This window comes from Marinobacter sp. LA51, from assembly GCF_030297175.1.
GTDB classification, from domain to species: Bacteria; Pseudomonadota; Gammaproteobacteria; order Pseudomonadales; family Oleiphilaceae; genus Marinobacter; species Marinobacter apostichopi.
In genome coordinates this window covers 905677-922333 of sequence record NZ_AP028070.1, presented here as the reverse complement: position 1 = coordinate 922333, position 16657 = coordinate 905677, and the positions used below count along the sequence as shown (strand labels likewise).

Annotated in this window: 13 protein-coding genes and 1 tRNA gene; 3 read left to right on the top strand and 11 right to left on the bottom strand. The window is 58.8% G+C overall.

The window, feature by feature from the left end; genetic code table 11:
- Nucleotide 1: 1 nt before the first annotated feature.
- A complete protein-coding gene (gene rnr, locus QUE89_RS04200) occupies nucleotides 2-2605 on the bottom strand; it encodes a ribonuclease R (RefSeq protein ID WP_286221968.1) in 2604 nt (867 codons plus the stop codon).
- A gap of 256 nt (nucleotides 2606-2861) precedes the next feature.
- Here rnr and QUE89_RS04195 point away from each other — a divergent pair.
- Nucleotides 2862-2948 (top strand) — tRNA-Leu (locus QUE89_RS04195).
- A gap of 116 nt (nucleotides 2949-3064) precedes the next feature.
- Here the strand turns inward: QUE89_RS04195 and QUE89_RS04190 are convergent.
- The 4 genes from QUE89_RS04190 to mpl form a co-directional block, all read right to left on the bottom strand.
- Nucleotides 3065-4987, bottom strand: coding sequence for a hypothetical protein (locus tag QUE89_RS04190; RefSeq protein WP_286222819.1), 1923 nt, complete (start codon nucleotides 4985-4987; stop codon nucleotides 3065-3067).
- Between the two features lie 143 nt (nucleotides 4988-5130).
- On the bottom strand, nucleotides 5131-6270 hold the full coding sequence (locus tag QUE89_RS04185; protein WP_286221967.1) for an acyl-CoA dehydrogenase family protein: 1140 nt from the start codon (nucleotides 6268-6270) through the stop codon (nucleotides 5131-5133).
- A 120-nt stretch (nucleotides 6271-6390) separates the two neighbouring features.
- Nucleotides 6391-7044: a flavin prenyltransferase UbiX gene (locus tag QUE89_RS04180; protein WP_286221966.1), complete on the bottom strand. Its 654-nt coding sequence runs from the start codon at nucleotides 7042-7044 to the stop codon at nucleotides 6391-6393.
- A gap of 35 nt (nucleotides 7045-7079) precedes the next feature.
- Complete coding sequence (mpl, locus tag QUE89_RS04175) at nucleotides 7080-8474, bottom strand: UDP-N-acetylmuramate:L-alanyl-gamma-D-glutamyl-meso-diaminopimelate ligase (RefSeq protein WP_286221965.1); 1395 nt, start codon at nucleotides 8472-8474, stop codon at nucleotides 7080-7082.
- A gap of 154 nt (nucleotides 8475-8628) precedes the next feature.
- On the opposite strand from mpl, the gene QUE89_RS04170 reads away from it, so the two are divergent.
- On the top strand, nucleotides 8629-9891 hold the full coding sequence (locus QUE89_RS04170; RefSeq protein ID WP_286221964.1) for a 6-phosphofructokinase: 1263 nt from the start codon (nucleotides 8629-8631) through the stop codon (nucleotides 9889-9891).
- A gap of 79 nt (nucleotides 9892-9970) precedes the next feature.
- On the opposite strand, the gene QUE89_RS04165 is transcribed toward QUE89_RS04170, so the two are convergent.
- Together QUE89_RS04165 and QUE89_RS04160 are read right to left on the bottom strand one after the other, a co-directional pair.
- Entirely contained in the window at nucleotides 9971-10225 is a 255-nt protein-coding gene (locus tag QUE89_RS04165) for a GrxA family glutaredoxin (protein ID WP_286221963.1), read from the bottom strand.
- Nucleotides 10226-10379: 154 nt separating this feature from the next.
- Nucleotides 10380-12506, bottom strand: coding sequence for a methyl-accepting chemotaxis protein (locus tag QUE89_RS04160; RefSeq protein WP_286221962.1), 2127 nt, complete (start codon nucleotides 12504-12506; stop codon nucleotides 10380-10382).
- A 60-nt stretch (nucleotides 12507-12566) separates the two neighbouring features.
- On the opposite strand from QUE89_RS04160, the gene QUE89_RS04155 reads away from it, so the two are divergent.
- Nucleotides 12567-12995 carry a YqaA family protein gene (locus QUE89_RS04155; protein WP_286221961.1) on the top strand — a complete coding sequence of 143 codons (429 nt, stop codon included), beginning with the start codon at nucleotides 12567-12569 and terminating at the stop codon, nucleotides 12993-12995.
- Here the strand turns inward: QUE89_RS04155 and QUE89_RS04150 are convergent.
- The 4 genes from QUE89_RS04150 to QUE89_RS04135 all read right to left on the bottom strand — a co-directional run bounded on the left by QUE89_RS04150 (nucleotide 12950) and on the right by QUE89_RS04135 (nucleotide 16643).
- Entirely contained in the window at nucleotides 12950-14383 is a 1434-nt protein-coding gene (locus QUE89_RS04150) for an ABC1 kinase family protein (protein ID WP_286221960.1), read from the bottom strand. The two genes, QUE89_RS04155 and QUE89_RS04150, sit on opposite strands and share 46 nt — an antisense overlap.
- Nucleotides 14384-14529: 146 nt before the next feature.
- On the bottom strand, nucleotides 14530-15168 hold the full coding sequence (lipB, locus tag QUE89_RS04145) for a lipoyl(octanoyl) transferase LipB (protein ID WP_286221959.1): 639 nt from the start codon (nucleotides 15166-15168) through the stop codon (nucleotides 14530-14532).
- A gap of 5 nt (nucleotides 15169-15173) precedes the next feature.
- Nucleotides 15174-15443, bottom strand: a complete 270-nt coding sequence (locus tag QUE89_RS04140) for an HP0495 family protein (protein ID WP_041340331.1) — start codon at nucleotides 15441-15443, stop codon at nucleotides 15174-15176.
- Between the two features lie 33 nt (nucleotides 15444-15476).
- On the bottom strand, nucleotides 15477-16643 hold the full coding sequence (locus QUE89_RS04135; protein WP_286221957.1) for a D-alanyl-D-alanine carboxypeptidase family protein: 1167 nt from the start codon (nucleotides 16641-16643) through the stop codon (nucleotides 15477-15479).
- Nucleotides 16644-16657 lie beyond the last annotated feature (14 nt).

Genomic DNA, 16657 nt, shown 5'->3' with positions numbered 1-16657 from the left:
GTTATTTACGGGATTTGCGTTTTTTGTCGGCTTTACCGTCCTTGCCCGGCTTCTTGTCCTTATCCAGGGCAAGCTTGGCGGCCTGGGCCACCAGCTCATCCCGAGCAGACATCGGCTCGTCCGGGTTCGGCTTCGAGCTTTCCGGCTTGGGCTTGGCACTAGGCTTTGAGGCCGCAGGTCGCTTCCGAGGCGCCTTCAGCGGGGCGTCCGACTTTTTATCCGAACCCCCGGTCCGCGGCGCCTTGCCTGGAGCTTTCGCACGGCCCTCTGGCTTACCGCCTCCGGACTTGCCACCGGCCTTGCGCCGACCTTTCTTGACATCCGTACGATCCGGGATATCGAGCGCGTCACGATCTTCTTTACGGTGCACCGGCTCACTGACCAGCTCCAGATCGATCTTGCGATCCTCCATGCCAACTCGCATCACCTTTACCCGCAGCTCGTCACCCAGCCGGAAACTCATGGCCGTGCGCTCGCCGATCAGCCGATGCTTGGCGGAATCGTGATGGAAGAAATCACCGCTGAGAGTGGACACATGCACCAGCCCCTCAATGTAGACACCGGACAGCTGGACAAAGAACCCGAACGGCACCACGGCCGCAATCACGCCGTCGAACTCTTCGCCCACGTGGTCACGCAGGTACTCGCATTTGAGCCAGGCCATGACATCGCGGGTGGCGTCGTCGGCGCGGCGCTCGGCCATCGAGGTGTGTTCACCCAGCTGCTGCATGCGCGCGAAATCGTAGGGGTACTCCGCCAACTGCGGATCCGGCTTCGGCGGCTTCACAATATCCTTGGACTCTGACTCGCTGTGAATCACCGACTTGATGGCCCGGTGAGCGATCAAATCAGGGTAGCGACGAATCGGCGACGTGAAGTGCGAGTAACCGGAAAAGCCGAGACCAAAGTGACCGCCTTCCTCAGGGCTGTACACCGCCTGACTGAGTGAACGCAGCATAACCGTCTGGATGACGTTGGCATCGGAGCGATCCGAAATCTCTGACAGCAATGCCTGGTAGTCGGCGGAGCTGGGGGTATCACCGCCACCCAACTGCAGACCCAACTCACCCAGGAACAGCCGGACCGCATTCAGACGCTCTTCGGACGGACCATCGTGAACCCGATACAGCGCCGGCAGCTTATGTTTCTTGAGGAACTTGGCGGTGGCCACGTTCGCGCACAGCATGCACTCTTCGATGATCTTGTGAGCATTGTTCCGGGTAACCGGGACGATCTCTTCAATCTTGCGATCAGCATCGAAGACAATCTTCGTTTCCGTGGTTTCGAAATCAATCGCGCCACGCTCGGTCCGAGCCTTACGAAGCAACTGATACAGACCATAGAGGTTGTGCAGCTGGGGCAGCACATGGGCGTACTGCTCACACAAACGATAACCCGACTCGGTATCGGGATTTTCCAGCATGTCGCTCACCTTGTTATAGGTAAGCCGGGCATGACTGTACATCACCGCCTGATAGAAGCTGTAACCACTGATTTTGCCGGAAGCACTGATGGTCATATCGGCCACCATGCACAAGCGATCGACACCTGGATTCAGCGAGCACAGGCCGTTGGATAGCTTCTCGGGCAGCATGGGTACCACGTGGTCCGGGAAGTACACCGACGTACTGCGGTTGACCGCCTCATCATCCAGCGGCGAGCCCGGACGGACATAATGGGATACGTCGGCAATCGCAACCAGCAGGCGGTAACCACCCCGTGGTCTTGGCTCGCAGTAGACCGCATCGTCAAAGTCCCGAGCGGTCTCATCATCAATGGTCACCAACCGGAGGTTACGGATATCAACCCGGTTTTCTTTGTCTTTTTCAGTGACCTCATCCGGAATCTTGGCGACCTGCTCCCCTAACGCTGGCGGCCAGCTGTTGGGAATGTCGTAGGACCGGATGGCAACATCAATTTCCATGCCTGGCGCCATATGCTCACCCAGCACTTCAACAATCTTGCCCAATGGCTGAGTTCGCACACTGGGCTGACGAATGATATCCACAACCACATACTGGCCGTGACGAGCTTCACCGGCATGCTCCTGCGGTATCAGCACCTCGTGATTGATACGGGCATTTTCCGGCACCACGAAACTGATACCGCTTTCCTGGAAAAACCGGCCCACGGTCTGATTGGTACGGTACTCGAGCACCTCAACAATGACGCCTTCGCGGCGCCCCCGATCGTCAACCCGATCCACCCGGGCAGCCACCCGGTCGCCGTGAAAGACTTGACGCATCTGACGTGCGGTCAGGAACAGGTCGGAGCCACCGTCATCCGGCACCAGAAAACCGAAGCCGTCCTTGTGACCAATGATACGACCAGTCACCAGGTCTGCTTCTTCAATGGGCAGGTAGGCACCACGACGGTTGCAGATCATCTGCCCGTCACGACACATAGCGATAAGGCGACGGCGAAGGGCTTCAACCCCCTCAGGCGAGGTTTGACCCAGCTCGTCGCACAGAGTTTCATGAGTTGCCGGCGCCCCTCTCTCTTTCAGGTGGGCGATGATGAACTCACGACTTTGAATAGGGTTTTCGTACTTCTCAGCCTCACGATTGGCGTGAGGATCTTGATCTTCTTTCTTCCTGGAAACCATTCGGATCCTTGCTACGATACGGAGCCTCGAAGGCTCATGTGTATAAGATTTGTGTTGCAGTATAACGTCGTGATGGGGTAGCTGCCTAACCGGAGAAGAAGAATAGGCACAAATACCTGCCCGTCTTTTTTAGAAAAAACGTTTGACAGCTTTTGCCGGAATTATTAAAGTACGCGCCATCGGTTGAGGGACACACCTCACCGCTGGCAGAAACGTCCAGTTTTTCAACTGACTAACGACGAGCTGCAAATCACCTGCCGAGGTGGTGAAATTGGTAGACACGCTAGCTTCAGGTGCTAGTGGGGGCAACCCCGTGGAGGTTCAAGTCCTCTCCTCGGCACCATTTCCTCCCCCAGGAAATGGCGAATCACCCAAAGCAATCGATCCTTTCCAAATGACGACCGACCCGCTGATCTGCGTGGCCGGACTGTTTCCGCTTTATCTCTGGTGGGCAATCGCCTACTGCAACAGCCCTATCAGGTAATCAGACAGCGACTGATAATCGTATTCGACCCGTGCGTAAGCCGATGTCGGCGTGCGCTCGAATTCGCGACCACAGAGCTTGTCGCCGTTGTGCCGAGTCAGATAGGCCTCCGCAATCAAGTTTGGCTGGATTGGCGTAAACTCCGAACTTCCCATCGGCGCGTAGTACATCACCCACTCAAAGCCCCGCGTCGCATCCACGTTGGCCAGACCGGCCGTCTGTGGATCCAGGAAACCATAACGCAGCAAACGATTGAACGTGACCTCGCCATTGGTATCGGGATCTAAGAGGGTGCGGATGTCCAGCTCCATTTCCAGGTCGTTGAATGACACTGGTTGCGGCTCATAACCGGAAAAGGAGAAAGGCTCGATTGAACTGACCACCACATCCAAATCTGCGACATTCTTTAGCTCTTCATCGGTCAAACAGACTCCGCCGGGGTCGGCCAGCTGCAGCGACATTATTTCAGCCATACCTTCATTCAGGGTGTGAGGAACAAAGCCGGCAACTCCGTTTGCAATGGCCTCTGACTCAAGAGTCCGGGTGGTCAGCACGGAGCCATCGGGGCGGAAAATGCGGGCTTCCAGCTCAACCCGGTCATCGCTATCCATTGTCCAGCTGTAGGTGATCTCTGGATTACCTCCCAATTCGCTGGACCCAGCAAAGATGCCCTCATGCTCATGACAGGTGGTCGCCGTTTCGAAATGGATTTGATCATTAGCCCAGTCGAACACGAGACGCTCATCGATGCCGGGATTGTCGTAATTAATCACACTCTGCTCAGACAGTGCCGCCGAGGGGAACCATTGAGTAGCGAGCCTGGAAGCATAGCCTTCAACCGCAACCAATCGAGCCAGCTCTGGCATCGACGGCGCCAGGCAGCCATTGGCCGAAATGGACTTGAGCTGCCCTGCCTCGTTGTAGTCAAACAGCAGTTCCGCCGACTGTTTCAGATCCGACACCCCGGTCGGCAGGTCGGCTGACAATTTCGGCTGGGCAAGTATGCGCTGACGGGTCAGCAAGGTCGGGTTACTGAGCTCCAGAGCGACTACCGGCAACTCCAGCGATTCCACCGCCACGGTGGCGTATTCGCTGCCGGCCACTTCATCGACGATATCCACGATGTCAGGGGCATGCTGCGCCAACGACACTCCCAGCAAAACCGCCGCATCTGCGCTCAGAAAACGCTCGGTACCGGTGCTGCCGGCATTGGCCAACAGCTGGTTATAGTCATCTGGAATCTGACTGGCCATGAACCGGGCCAGTGCCCGGGCGTAAGCGTGGGCACGCTCGTCTTCCGCCTGGACGTAATCCCGCCGGAGGTTCATCCCCACCAAACCTTCCGGAAGATTATGCGTTGACCCTTCCGTCAGCCCAGCCAAGGTCCGGAATCTGGCCAGGGTGGTCAGGGGCGTGACATTGCGCACCCCGGGCGATGCCGACAAAAGGTAGGCACTGGCAACCGCGACATTCCCGGCCGGCGTTTGCTCCAGCGTTTTGCCCGGCAGCGCCAGGGCATGCAGTGGGTAATCCCGGGGATCGAGGTCCGGCCCCACCTCCGGATCCTGCTCCAGCTCGGCCACATCGAGGGAAAAGTTGCCGTTTTCACCAGACATTGCGGTCGGCTCACCGGCTTCAAGCACCACTTCTGCGCCGTTATCCAGGGCAATGGTCATCGGCCCCGGGGTGTACTGGCCGTCACCGTCCATATCAAGCCAGACCCGGGCGTTGATCAGGTAACCATCGATGGCCTTGCCGGTGTAGGCCACCGGTTCGCTGTATTCGACACCGTCAAAGTCTCTGCCATCGACAGGCAGGTTGTCGGATTCCTCACCACACCCGGCCAGACCGAGGGCGAGAACCAGAAGTGACACACTGGGGCAATGGGCAGGCTTCATCACGGCAACCGTTTATCCTTGTTAGAGGTTGTGCCGACACTCTAAGGGATGTGGGGACCGGAGACCTTGATAGGTTTGGCAATTTGTAAACTTTGGTAACTCAACCTGTACAACCCCCGGCGCGCGGCACCGGGGGCTATCGATCAGAACGAGCGGGCGACGATTTCTTTCATGATTTCGTTGGTGCCGGCGTAGATTCGCTGCACCCGGGAATCGGCCCAGGCGCGGGCGATCGGGTATTCCCACATGTAGCCGTAGCCACCGTGCAACTGCACGCATTCGTCCATCACTTTGCACTGCAGATCGGTGGTCAGCTGCTTGAGCATGGCGGCGGTCGGGATATCCAGTTTCTTGTCCAGGTGCAGTTCCAGGCAGCGATCGGTAAACACGCGCGCGGCGGTGATTTCAGCCTTCATTTCCGCCATCTTGAAGCGGGTATTCTGGAATGAAATGACAGGTTTATCGAAGGCCTTGCGCTCTTTCACGTAGCCCAGGGTCCACTGCCACGCGGCCTCTGCAGCGGCAACCGCCGACAACGCCACCTGCAGGCGCTCAGCCGGCAGCTCCTGCATCAATTGCACGAAGCCCTGACCTTCCATGGAGCCCAGTAGATGGGTGGCCGGTACTTTCACGTCCTGGAAAAACAGTTCCGACGTGTCCTGGGCCTTCATACCTACCTTGTTCAGGTTCTGGCCCTTCTCGAACCCTTCCCAGGCCGCCTCAACCAGCAGCAGGCTGGTACCCTTGGCACCCGCTTTCGGATCGGTCTTGGCGACCACGATCACCAGGTCCGCCAGCTGGCCGTTGGTGATAAAGGTCTTGGAACCGTTCAGAACATAGTGGTCGCCGTTCTTGACCGCTGTGGTCTTTACGCCCTGCAGATCGGACCCGGCACCGGGTTCGGTCATGGCGATGGCGGTGACCATCTCCCCGGATACCAGCTTGGGAAGGTAGTGCTGTTTCTGTTCTTCCGAGCCGTAATTGAGAATGTACGGCGCCACGATGTCGGAGTGCAGGCCCCAACCGATGCCGGTCAGACCGGCGTAGGCCACTTCCTCAATGACCACCGCGCTGTAGCGGAAATCCGCCCCTACTCCACCGTACTCTTCTGGCATGGTCGGGCACAGGAAGCCCAGCTCACCAGCCTTGCGCCACAGCTCACGACTGACCTGGCCGTCTTTCTCCCATTGTTCGTGATAAGGCGCTGCCTCCTGCTCCAGGAATTTGCGGACGGAATCGCGGAAGCCTTCGAGATCGGCGTCGAACAGTGTACGTGGAATCATGGTGAACCTCGGTGAGTAACCCGTATTGTGATTGTCGTTCACCAAGTCTCGGCCGGGCGGCCGTTTCACTCAATGGTGAAAACCATCAATCGGGCTGACCAAAACCATCGCCGGAAAGCGTTAGTCCTGGCTGTTGCGCTTACTCTCCGAGCGGGCTTCGCCCCAACGGGGCATCAGGTCCTGAGCGATTCCCAGGTGGTCCAGCAGGCGGGCAACGATAAAGTCGACCAGATCCTGGACCGAATCCGGCTTATGGTAGAAGCCGGGGCTGGCCGGCATGATCACCGCGCCCATCCGGGTCAGCTTCAGCATATTCTCAAGGTGCACTTCGGAGAATGGCGCTTCCCGGGGCACCAATATCAGCTGTCGACGTTCTTTCAGGGCGACGTCGCCAGCCCGCTCAATCAGATTATCGCTGGCGCCGGTCGCCAGTGCCGACAGAGTGCCGGTGCTGCATGGGCACACCACCAGCGGGGCTTTTTCACCGGACCCGGACGCCGGTGGCGCAAACCAGTCGTCGCGCCCAAATACCAGAATCTGCCCGGGCTTGGCGCACGCCCACTCGGTCAGGAAATCCTGCATAGCCGGCGGCGTACCCGGCAGTTTCAGCTCGGTTTCGGTGGCAATCACCACCTGAGCCGCCTTGCTGACCATGACATTAACCCGACAACCCGCCGCCACCAGGCATTGCAACAGGCGCATGCCATACTGGGCACCCGATGCACCGGTAAAAGCCAGATTTACGGTTCGCGCCTGCGCTGCGGTCTCAGTCATGGTTCGCCTTGATCATAGGTGTGACAACAGAAAAATCAGCTCTGGATACGCTCAAGCTCGGCAACAAGTTTACCGTGGATACCGCCAAAGCCGCCGTTGCTCATAATCACAATGTGGCAAGGCGCGGGCAGATCGTCCAACACCTGGCCAATCAGTGCTTCGACTGAAGCCTCGACCCGATGCCGGCCCTCCTCTTCATGCGAGGCTTGCCACTCGGCGACCAGTGCCGGCAGCCAATCCATGTTGTTGAGGTTAGCCCAAAGCACCCGGTCTGCCATGGCCGCGCTAGGCAGCAGTGTCTGCTGGTGCACACCCTGCTTCATGGTATTGGAGCGCGGCTCGATCAACGCCACAATCGGCTCGTCTCCGACCTGCGCCCGCAGACCTTCAAGCGTGGTCGCGATCGCGGTTGGATGATGGGCAAAATCATCGTAGACCCGGACGCCGCCCACATCAGCCAGCAACTCCATGCGCCGTTTGACGCCGGAGAACCGGCACAGGGCTGCAACAGCATGATCCGGCGTGATGCCTACATGGCGCGCTGCGGCAATGGCAGACAGCGCATTACGCACATTGTGCATGCCGGTCTGCGACCACTTCAGGGTGGCCACTGGCTGCTCATGGTGAATCACCATAAACCGGCTACCGTCTTCAGAAAGCAGCTCGGCCCGCCAGTCGCAGGTTCGGGGCGTTTCACTGCCGATGGCGGTGTCCTGAACCGGGCTCCAGCACCCCATCTCAAGCGCATTGTCGAGATGCGAGTCCATGGCCGGGCGAATCACCAGGCCCTGGGATGGCACGGTGCGCACCAGGTGGTGGAACTGTCGTTCGATGGCCTCGACATTTTCAAAGATATCGGCGTGGTCGAACTCCAGGTTATTGAGGATCAGGGTGTGCGGCCGGTAGTGGATAAACTTGGAGCGCTTGTCGAAAAACGCACTGTCGTATTCATCCGCTTCGATGACAAAGAAATCGCTGTTGCCGAGCCGCGCCGACACCGGGAAATCGTTGGGCACACCGCCCACCAGGTAACCGGGCTGGAATCCGGCCTGTTCCAGAATCCATAACAACATAGAGGTGGTGGTGGTTTTGCCATGGGTACCCGCAACCGCCAGAACCCAGCGATGACGCAGCACCTCCCGGGCCAGCCACTCAGGCCCCGACATGTAATCGATGTTTCGATTGAGCACCGCCTCCACTTCGGCATTGCCGCGAGACATGGCGTTACCAATCAGTACCAGGTCAGGCTTGGGTTCCAGATGGTCGGCACTGTAGCCCTCCATCAACTGAATGCCCTGGGCTTGCAGCTGAGTGCTCATGGGTGGGTACACGCCCTGATCAGAGCCGGTCACGGTGTGACCGAGCTCCCGGGCCAGAACCGCAAGGCTACCCATGAAGGTGCCACAGATTCCCAGGATATGAATATGCATTCCGTTACTGCCTCTGCCATTGAAACCCGACAAGCCTCCCGTATCCGTCCGAGCCCGTCAAGAGCCGCGCCATCCGCAATCCTGCTCATGAAAATCCACGCGGTTTGGCGTATCATCTGCGCCAACGTTGAACCAGAGGAGGCTCCAGCCCAAGATGGCCATCAAGAACGCATTCTACGCTCAGTCTGGCGGTGTCACCGCCGTCATCAATGCCAGTGCCAGCGGTGTCATCCAGACCGCCCGCAAACACCCGGATAAGATCGGCAAGGTCTTCGCCGGCCGAAACGGCATTATCGGGGCGCTGCAGGAAGAGCTGATTGATACCAGCCTTGAAAGTGATGAAGCCATCCAGGCACTGATCCACACCCCCGGTGGTGCTTTTGGTTCCTGCCGTCACAAACTCAAGAACATCTCCGAGAACCGTCGCGAATACGAACGCCTGATCGAGGTGTTCCGCGCCCATGACATCGGCTACTTCTTCTACAACGGTGGCGGCGATTCCCAGGACACCGCCTACAAGGTATCGCAGATTGGCGAGAAGATGGGCTACCCCATCACCTGTATTGGCGTGCCCAAGACCGTCGACAACGATCTTCCGTTCACCGACTGCTGTCCGGGCTTTGGCTCTGTGGCCAAGTACATTGCCACCTCCACCATGGAAGCCAGCCTGGACATCAAGTCCATGTGCGAAACCTCCACCAAGGTGTTTATCCTGGAAGTGATGGGTCGCCACGCTGGCTGGATTGCGGCATCAGGCGGTCTGGCAGGCCAGGGTGAAGGCGAGCCGCCTCACATTATCCTGTTCCCGGAAATCCCGTTTGATCGCGACGCTTTCCTGGCCCGTGTTGATCACTGCGTGAAGGAATACGGTTACTGCGTGGTTGTTGCTTCCGAGGGTGCCCAGTACGAAGACGGCCGGTTCCTGGCCGACGCCGGTGCCAAGGATGCCTTTGGCCACACCCAGTTGGGTGGCGTAGCCCCAGCCCTGGCCAACATGGTGAAACAGGCCCTGGGCCACAAATACCACTGGGCCGTTGCCGATTACCTGCAACGCAGTGCCCGCCACATTGCCTCGGCCACAGACGTCAAGCAGGCCTACGCGGTCGGCGAAGCCGCCGTGGAAATGGCCATCAGTGGCAAGCAGGCGCTGATGCCTACCATCGTCCGCGAGCAGGCAAAACCCTACCGCTGGAAGATCGGCGAAGCGCCCCTGAGCGAAGTCGCCAACCAGGAAAAGAAGATGCCGATTCACTACATCACCGATGACGGCTTTGGCATCACCCAGGATTGCCGCGATTACCTGCAGCCGCTGATTGAGGGCGAAAGCTTCCCGCCCTTCGAAAACGGGCTGCCGCGGGTAGCGAAACTGAAGAATCAGCTGGTCGAAAAAAAGCTGAAAACGCCGTTCCAGATCTGAATTAATTGAACGATCTGAAGGCATAAAAAAACGCCCGGCGCTCATCGCGACCGGGCGTTTTTTCTTTGGGGGCCGACACTCAGTCCTGGAGCGCGGTTTCCCGACTGCGGACGAACTGGAAAAATTCGTCACATCCACCGACGTATTCATCGCCAACCAGAATCTGTGGCACTGTGTGAACGGGCCGGCCGATCTTCTCGGCAATGTCCGCCTTGCTCAACCCCTCAGCCGCCATGTCGATCCAGGTGTGGGTCAGTCCCTTGGCCTCACAAAGACCTTTTGCGCGGACACAGAATCCGCAGCTGGTGCGACCGTAGATTGTTACATGATCCATTAGGACCTCCTGAAATTCGAGAATTTGCGCGTGACGCTTTCGTGAAAACTTGGGCCACATGATCGCACGGTCAGAAAAAATTGAAAATTGATGCTCTGAATCAGGGTCATAGCGCAGGACCATACCGCCGGTCCTGGCCATGCCCGCCCTGCCCTCAGGTCTTCAGGCGACCCAGTTCCCGCTCCAGCACCTGAACCTGTTCATCCAGGGTGGACCCGCTGCCCTTGACCCGGGAGGCCAGCTCACGCAAATCATTGGCCGCGTCGCCGATGTGGGTCAGGTTGCGGTTGATTTCCTCACTGACCGAGCTTTGTTCCTCGGCCGCAGTGGCCACATGAGTAACGTGCTCGACAATAGTGCCGATACGCTCGACCACCGTCGCCAGCGAGTGGGCGGCTTCCTGGGTTCCATCAACCGCCGATGAGGCACGCTCAACGCCGTTCTCGATCACCGATACCGCGCTGTTCACATCCACCTTCAGACCATCAATCATCTCGCTGATCTCGTCCGTGGACTGCCGGGTACGCTGGGCCAGGGTCCGGACTTCGTCCGCAACCACTGCAAATCCCCGGCCCTGCTCGCCGGCCCGCGCCGCTTCGATAGCCGCGTTCAGCGCCAGCAGGTTGGTCTGCTCGGCGATCCCGCGAATCACGTCCAGAATCCGGTTGATGTCCTCACTGCGGCTGGCCACGTGACCAATGGCAGTGCTGGCCTGGCCCATATCGGTGGAGACCGCGTTCACGCCACTGACTGCCGACTGCAAAGTGTCCTGAGTAAATCGAATGCCGTCCTGGGCCATGCGCGCGTTTTCGGCCGCATCGCCAGCAAAGCCGGCTACCTCACCGGCTGCCGCCGACATCTCATTCATCGCGGTCACCACACTGTCGATGTCCTGGTGCTGACGCGAAGTCTGCTCGTCCGTCTCCAGAGCAATGGCTCCCACGCCCCGGGCCTGCTCACGGACCTGTGAGTTCACGTCCTTCAGATCATTGATCATGCCCCGCAGCCGGCCCAGGAAGGTATTTAACCCACCCGCCAGGTCAATCAGCTCGGCGTGGGTGTCGATGTCCAATTCCCGGGTCAGGTCACCTTCGGCACTGGCCAGGTTCTGCATCCGATCGCGGATTTCGTTCAACGGCCGGGTCACCGAGCGAACCAGCACAATCAGTACCAGCGTGGCCAATACCACCACCACGATACCAACCACGGTCTGATCGGTGGCAGTCGCGGCCACCTCATCCTTCAGCAAGCGCGTCATTTCCTGCACGCCAGCCAGAGCCGCGTCCCGGGGCAGCTCGATCAGCAACGACCACTGGCTATTGGCGAGACTGATCTCCACCGGGTAGGACACCGCCAGGGTTTCACCGTCGTCGAAGCTGCCTTCGCCCTGATGCAGTTGCACGAATTCGTCCGCCAGTTCCGGCAAGGCTTCATTCAGCGGGCGGCCCAGTTGGTCCTGGTAATGACTGGATGCGGCGATCAGGCCGCGCTGACTCAGCAGGGTGACCCGCGACTGGCCGTCAAACAGCGTCTGGCTGACCTCGGTGATGGCCTGCTGCAGGGTTGTAAGGTTGAGATCGGTTCCGGTCACCCCGGCGAACTCGCCATCATCCAGAATCGGAATGACGAGACTGGTCATCAACTCGGTGTAGCCTTTCTCGATTTCGTACTCGTACGGCTCCATGATGCACGGGGTCTTCGATTCAAGGGAGCACAGGTACCATTCGCCATCGCGGATACCGAATTCGTTGCGGGTTTCCAGGTACTTGAACGCTGTCTCTTCCGAGCGGTTAAACACCACGTTGCCGTCCGGTCCCCGGTAGTAATAGATTTCCAGGGTACCGTCGTTGCTGCTGTGCTCTTCAACACCGCCGGTAAAATACCGATCCTGACCATCGTAGGCGTCCGGCTCGAAATGGGCGTAAATAGAGCTCAGGCTGGTTTGCTCCTCCAGAATGGCGCCGATGGTCTCCTGCATGTCACGGCGGCTGATCCGGCCAGAGCTGTCGGCCTGGATATTGCGCGTGATAATATTGCGCACCACCTCGGGCGTGCGATAAGCCGTGGCAAACTGACCGCTGACCAGCTCGCCGTACTTGCCGGCGGTCGCGCTCAACTGGTCCATGACAATGCCCTGCACCGTGTCTCTGGCTTCGGACGTCAACCGGCCTTCCATACTGGCAAGTGACATCTGGGCGGTGACGACAATACTGATACCCAGCACCAACAATAGGGAAATCACCAGGGCATAGAGTTTGAACTGAAGGGATAGCTGTTTCATCGTGAGACAACCTGTTTGTCGCGGCAGCAACATAGTGAATTTCGAATCGAGGAGAACTGATTGGCGTATCTGACGCTCTTCCTGACGGCGTTTGCAGCCGCAACATTACTTCCGGCCTACTCGGAAATCATGCTGGGCACATTGGTGACGCAAGGATTTTCGTACTGGTGGCTGTGGTTTTCAGCCACCCTGGGCAATACGCTTGGCTCCGTTGTTAATGGGATTATCGGCCGACAAGTCGATCGCTTTAAGGATAAAAAGTGGTTTCCGATCAGCGAAATGCAGTTGCACCGCGCACGTAACCGGTTCAATCGTTACGGTCAGTGGTCACTACTGCTGGGCTGGCTGCCATTGGGTGGCGATGCACTGACCCTGGTGGGCGGCATCATGCGGGTGCCCTGGCTTAACTTCGTGATTCTGGTAGCCATCGGCAAGGGGCTGCGTTACGCCTTCGTGCTCTGGCTGGTCGCCGAGGCGTCCTCATCGTAGAGGTATTTGCGCAGCAACGGCTCGCCGTTGAATTCGGAGTGCAGCACGGCGACAAAGGTATACACGCCAATCAGTTTACGGTTGAGGAAGACAAACTCCTTGGGCGGCACCCGAAAATACCGGCTGATGGCCGAGCGGGCCGCCTGACGAGCCACCCGTGACGGCAGGTCACTCTGCTTCCAGCGGTACTCGCCGCGGCCATTTATCGCGTAATCCGGCCACTGCTCATGATCCGAGGCCAGCGGCTCCAGCACCGACATGCACACGTTGCCGAATGTCTCCAGCACATCCCGGGGCCAGTCCAGGCTCATGAACCGCAGCTTCACACCACCATCGATGACTGCCTCAAGATCCTGCTCATAAGAAGCCTGGATCATCTGGCGCACCGGATTCAGGAACCGGTCACTGTAGGATTGCACGGCGCCAAAGTCGAGCAGCACAATGCGGTCATAGCCGGGATCTTGGCCTTCTTCACCCGCGATCCGAATCCGGTAATTACCAAAATTGGGATCGGTCTGGATCTCGCCCCAGACAAACAACTCGCGGAAGAACAGCTCCAGAGCGGCTTTGCCCAGCGCGCTGCGACGTTCCAGGGGCAACTCCTTGACCGGCCCCGAACTCACTGAGTGGCCATGTTCGTAGGTAGAGGCAATGACGTGGGCGCTGGAGTATTCCTGAAGCACCCGCGGCACGATAAAGCGCGGATCGGAGGCCAGCATTTCCCGGAATTTCTCGGTGGTCCGGGCCTCCAGTCGATAATCCACCTCCCGATGCATCATGTCCCGGACTTCTTCCAGCCAGTCATTGAACTCCGGCCCAAAACTGACTAACCGGGCAATCTTCAATAGCTGAGCAACGGAGTTGAGGTCACTGTCGACGGCATCAGCAACCCCGGGATACTGAACCTTCAACACCAGTTCCAGGCCGTCACTGCGACGTACCGCGCGATGTACCTGACCCAGCGATGCCGCGCCGATGGGCTCGGGATCAACCTCCAGCTCCGCCAGACGCGCCGCCCCCAACTCTTCCTTCAGCACCCGCTCAATGGCGGACCATTCAAGCGAGGTGGTCTGATCCTCGAGCGTGTGCAAGGCTTCAGTTACTTCGTCGGGCAGGAAGTGTTCGCCGTACAGCGCCATAACCTGCCCAATCTTGACCACGCTGCCTTTAAGCTGACCCAGTTCATCCACCAGAAAGCGCGCTTGACTCGAAAGCATGGCGCGATGCTTCTGCTCCCGCTTTTCGCGATTACTGAACCAGTTGGTGGCCATGTGCGAGGCCATGCGGGTACCGGCATACAAACCGGCGCGGGTAAGACTGAGCCGACGCTCGAAGCTGCCGGTTTTAATGCGGGAGACCGATTTTCCTGGACGTCTGCTGGCTGACATGCGTGACCTGTCGGGATCCGAGAATTTCACCGCCACCGGCGGCTCTGGTCATTATACGGATGCGGTGCCTATCTGACCTACCTCTATCGACTCGGCAAAAGCGGCCATCGGGCCAATGCAAGCATGACCCGATACAGGGGTGGCGCTTACCAGCCCTGGCGGTGGTCAACCGCTGATGCGCCGAGACCGGCGACCAGCTGAGCCGCCAGGCAACGTTCAAGCTCGGGCACCGTGGCATCGGGGCTGAAATCGGAGACCTGGCTCATGGGCAGGCCGGCGTAGCCGCAGGGGTTGATGCGGCGGAAGGGTTCCATATCCATGGCCACGTTCAGGGCCAATCCGTGGAACGAACAACCGCGCCGGACCCGCAGCCCGAGCGAGGCAATCTTGGACTCGCCGACATAAACGCCGGGCGCGTCTGCCCGCGGCGCAGCCTCGATATCGAGCTCGGCCAGTGTGCGGACAATGGCCTGCTCGATCTGGTCCACCAGAGCCCGAACTCCAAGCTTACGCCGGCTCAGATCAATCATCAGATAGATCACTAACTGACCCGGACCGTGATAGGTGACCTGACCGCCCCGGTCCACCGGGATAACGGGAATGTCGCCGGGGGCAAGAATATGCTCGGCCTTGCCCGCCTGCCCCTGGGTGTACACCCGGGGATGCTCCAGACACCAGAGTTCGTCGGTGACGGTTTCATCCCGCTCGGCGGTGAAGGCCTTCATGGCCTCCCAGGTTTCCATGTAGGGCTGCTGCCCCAGTGAACGAACGATCAGGTCGGCCATTGTGGTTACAGCACCATATGAACCCGGCCGCTGGCCTTGAGCTCTTCAAACAGCGCTTTGAGCTGGGCTTCCCCGGTCGCCACGATGGTCAGCTGAACGGATGAAAACCGCCCTTTGCTGCTGTCGTTCACCGCGATTCTGTCCTCGGTAATCCCCGGTGCATGGCGCTCGACAACCTCGACGACAAAGTCGGTGAAATCCGGTGCGGCATTGCCGATGACCTTGATGACGTAGTCACAGGGAAATTCAATTTTAGGTGCGTTCGGCTCACTCATGCCGTCAATACTCCCGGAGGCATAGCGTCCCCCTCACTGAAACAACTGAACGAAAAAGAGCTTGATGGCATCCCAGATGCGCTTGAAGAAGCCGCCTTCGGGAACTTCCGTCAGGGCCTGTACCGGCTGGTCAACCAGAACCTCACCGTTCAGGGAAACCTTCACCCGGCCCAGCTCGTCTCCCACCTTGATGGGCGCTTTAATCACAGAATCAAGGTCAACCGTGGATTCCAGGTCATTGCGCGAGCCCCGCGGGATTGTCACGAACACGTCGTCATTCAAGCCCACGGACACCTGATCGGCCTGCCCCGACCAGACGTCGGCCTTCATCACTTCCTGGCCAGTCCGGAACAGGCGCTCGCTCTCGTAGTAGCGGAAGCCATAGTTCAGCATCTTCTGGACTTCCTGGGAGCGGGATTCGGAGCTGCTGGTGCCCATCACCACGGCAATAAACCGGGAATCGTTACGTTTCGCCGAAGCCACCAGGCAATAACCCGCTTCCTCGGTATGGCCGGTCTTCAGGCCATCAACCGTGTCGTCCCGCCACAACAGGCTGTTGCGGTTGGGCTGACGGATCTTGTTATAGGTGAAATGCTTCTCCGCGTAGATCGGGTAGTTTTCCGGGTAATCATTGATGATGGCGCGCGCCAGAATGGCCAGGTCGTAGGCAGTGGAAAAGTGCTCCGGCGAAGGCAGGCCGGTGGCGTTTTCAAAATTGGTACCCTTCATGCCCAGCAGCTGGGCCTGCTGATTCATGATGTCGACAAACGCGTCTTCACTGCCGGCAACAAACTCGGCCAGCGCCACTGATGCATCGTTACCTGACTGGATGATCACGCCTTTTAGCAGGGTCTCAACCGGAACGCTGGTGCCCTCACGGACGAAGGTCCGGGAACCTTCGGTTTTCCAGGCGCGGACGCTGATCGGCACCATGTCCGACATGCTGATCCGACCCTCGTCGAGCTCACGCTCGACAATGTACGCGGTCATCATCTTGGTCAGACTGGCCGGCGGCAGACGCTCATGGCTGTTTTCTTCCATGATGATGCGACCGCTCTTGGGATCCATCAGCACGTAGGAGCTGCCAGCAATCTGCGGCGGCGAGGGGATCAGAACTGACTGCGCTGTCGTTTTTCCAACCAGCGCCAGTGTCAGAACCAACAGTATCGAACAGGAACGGAGCAATGATTTTAGGGCCATGGGTTCAGTCATTT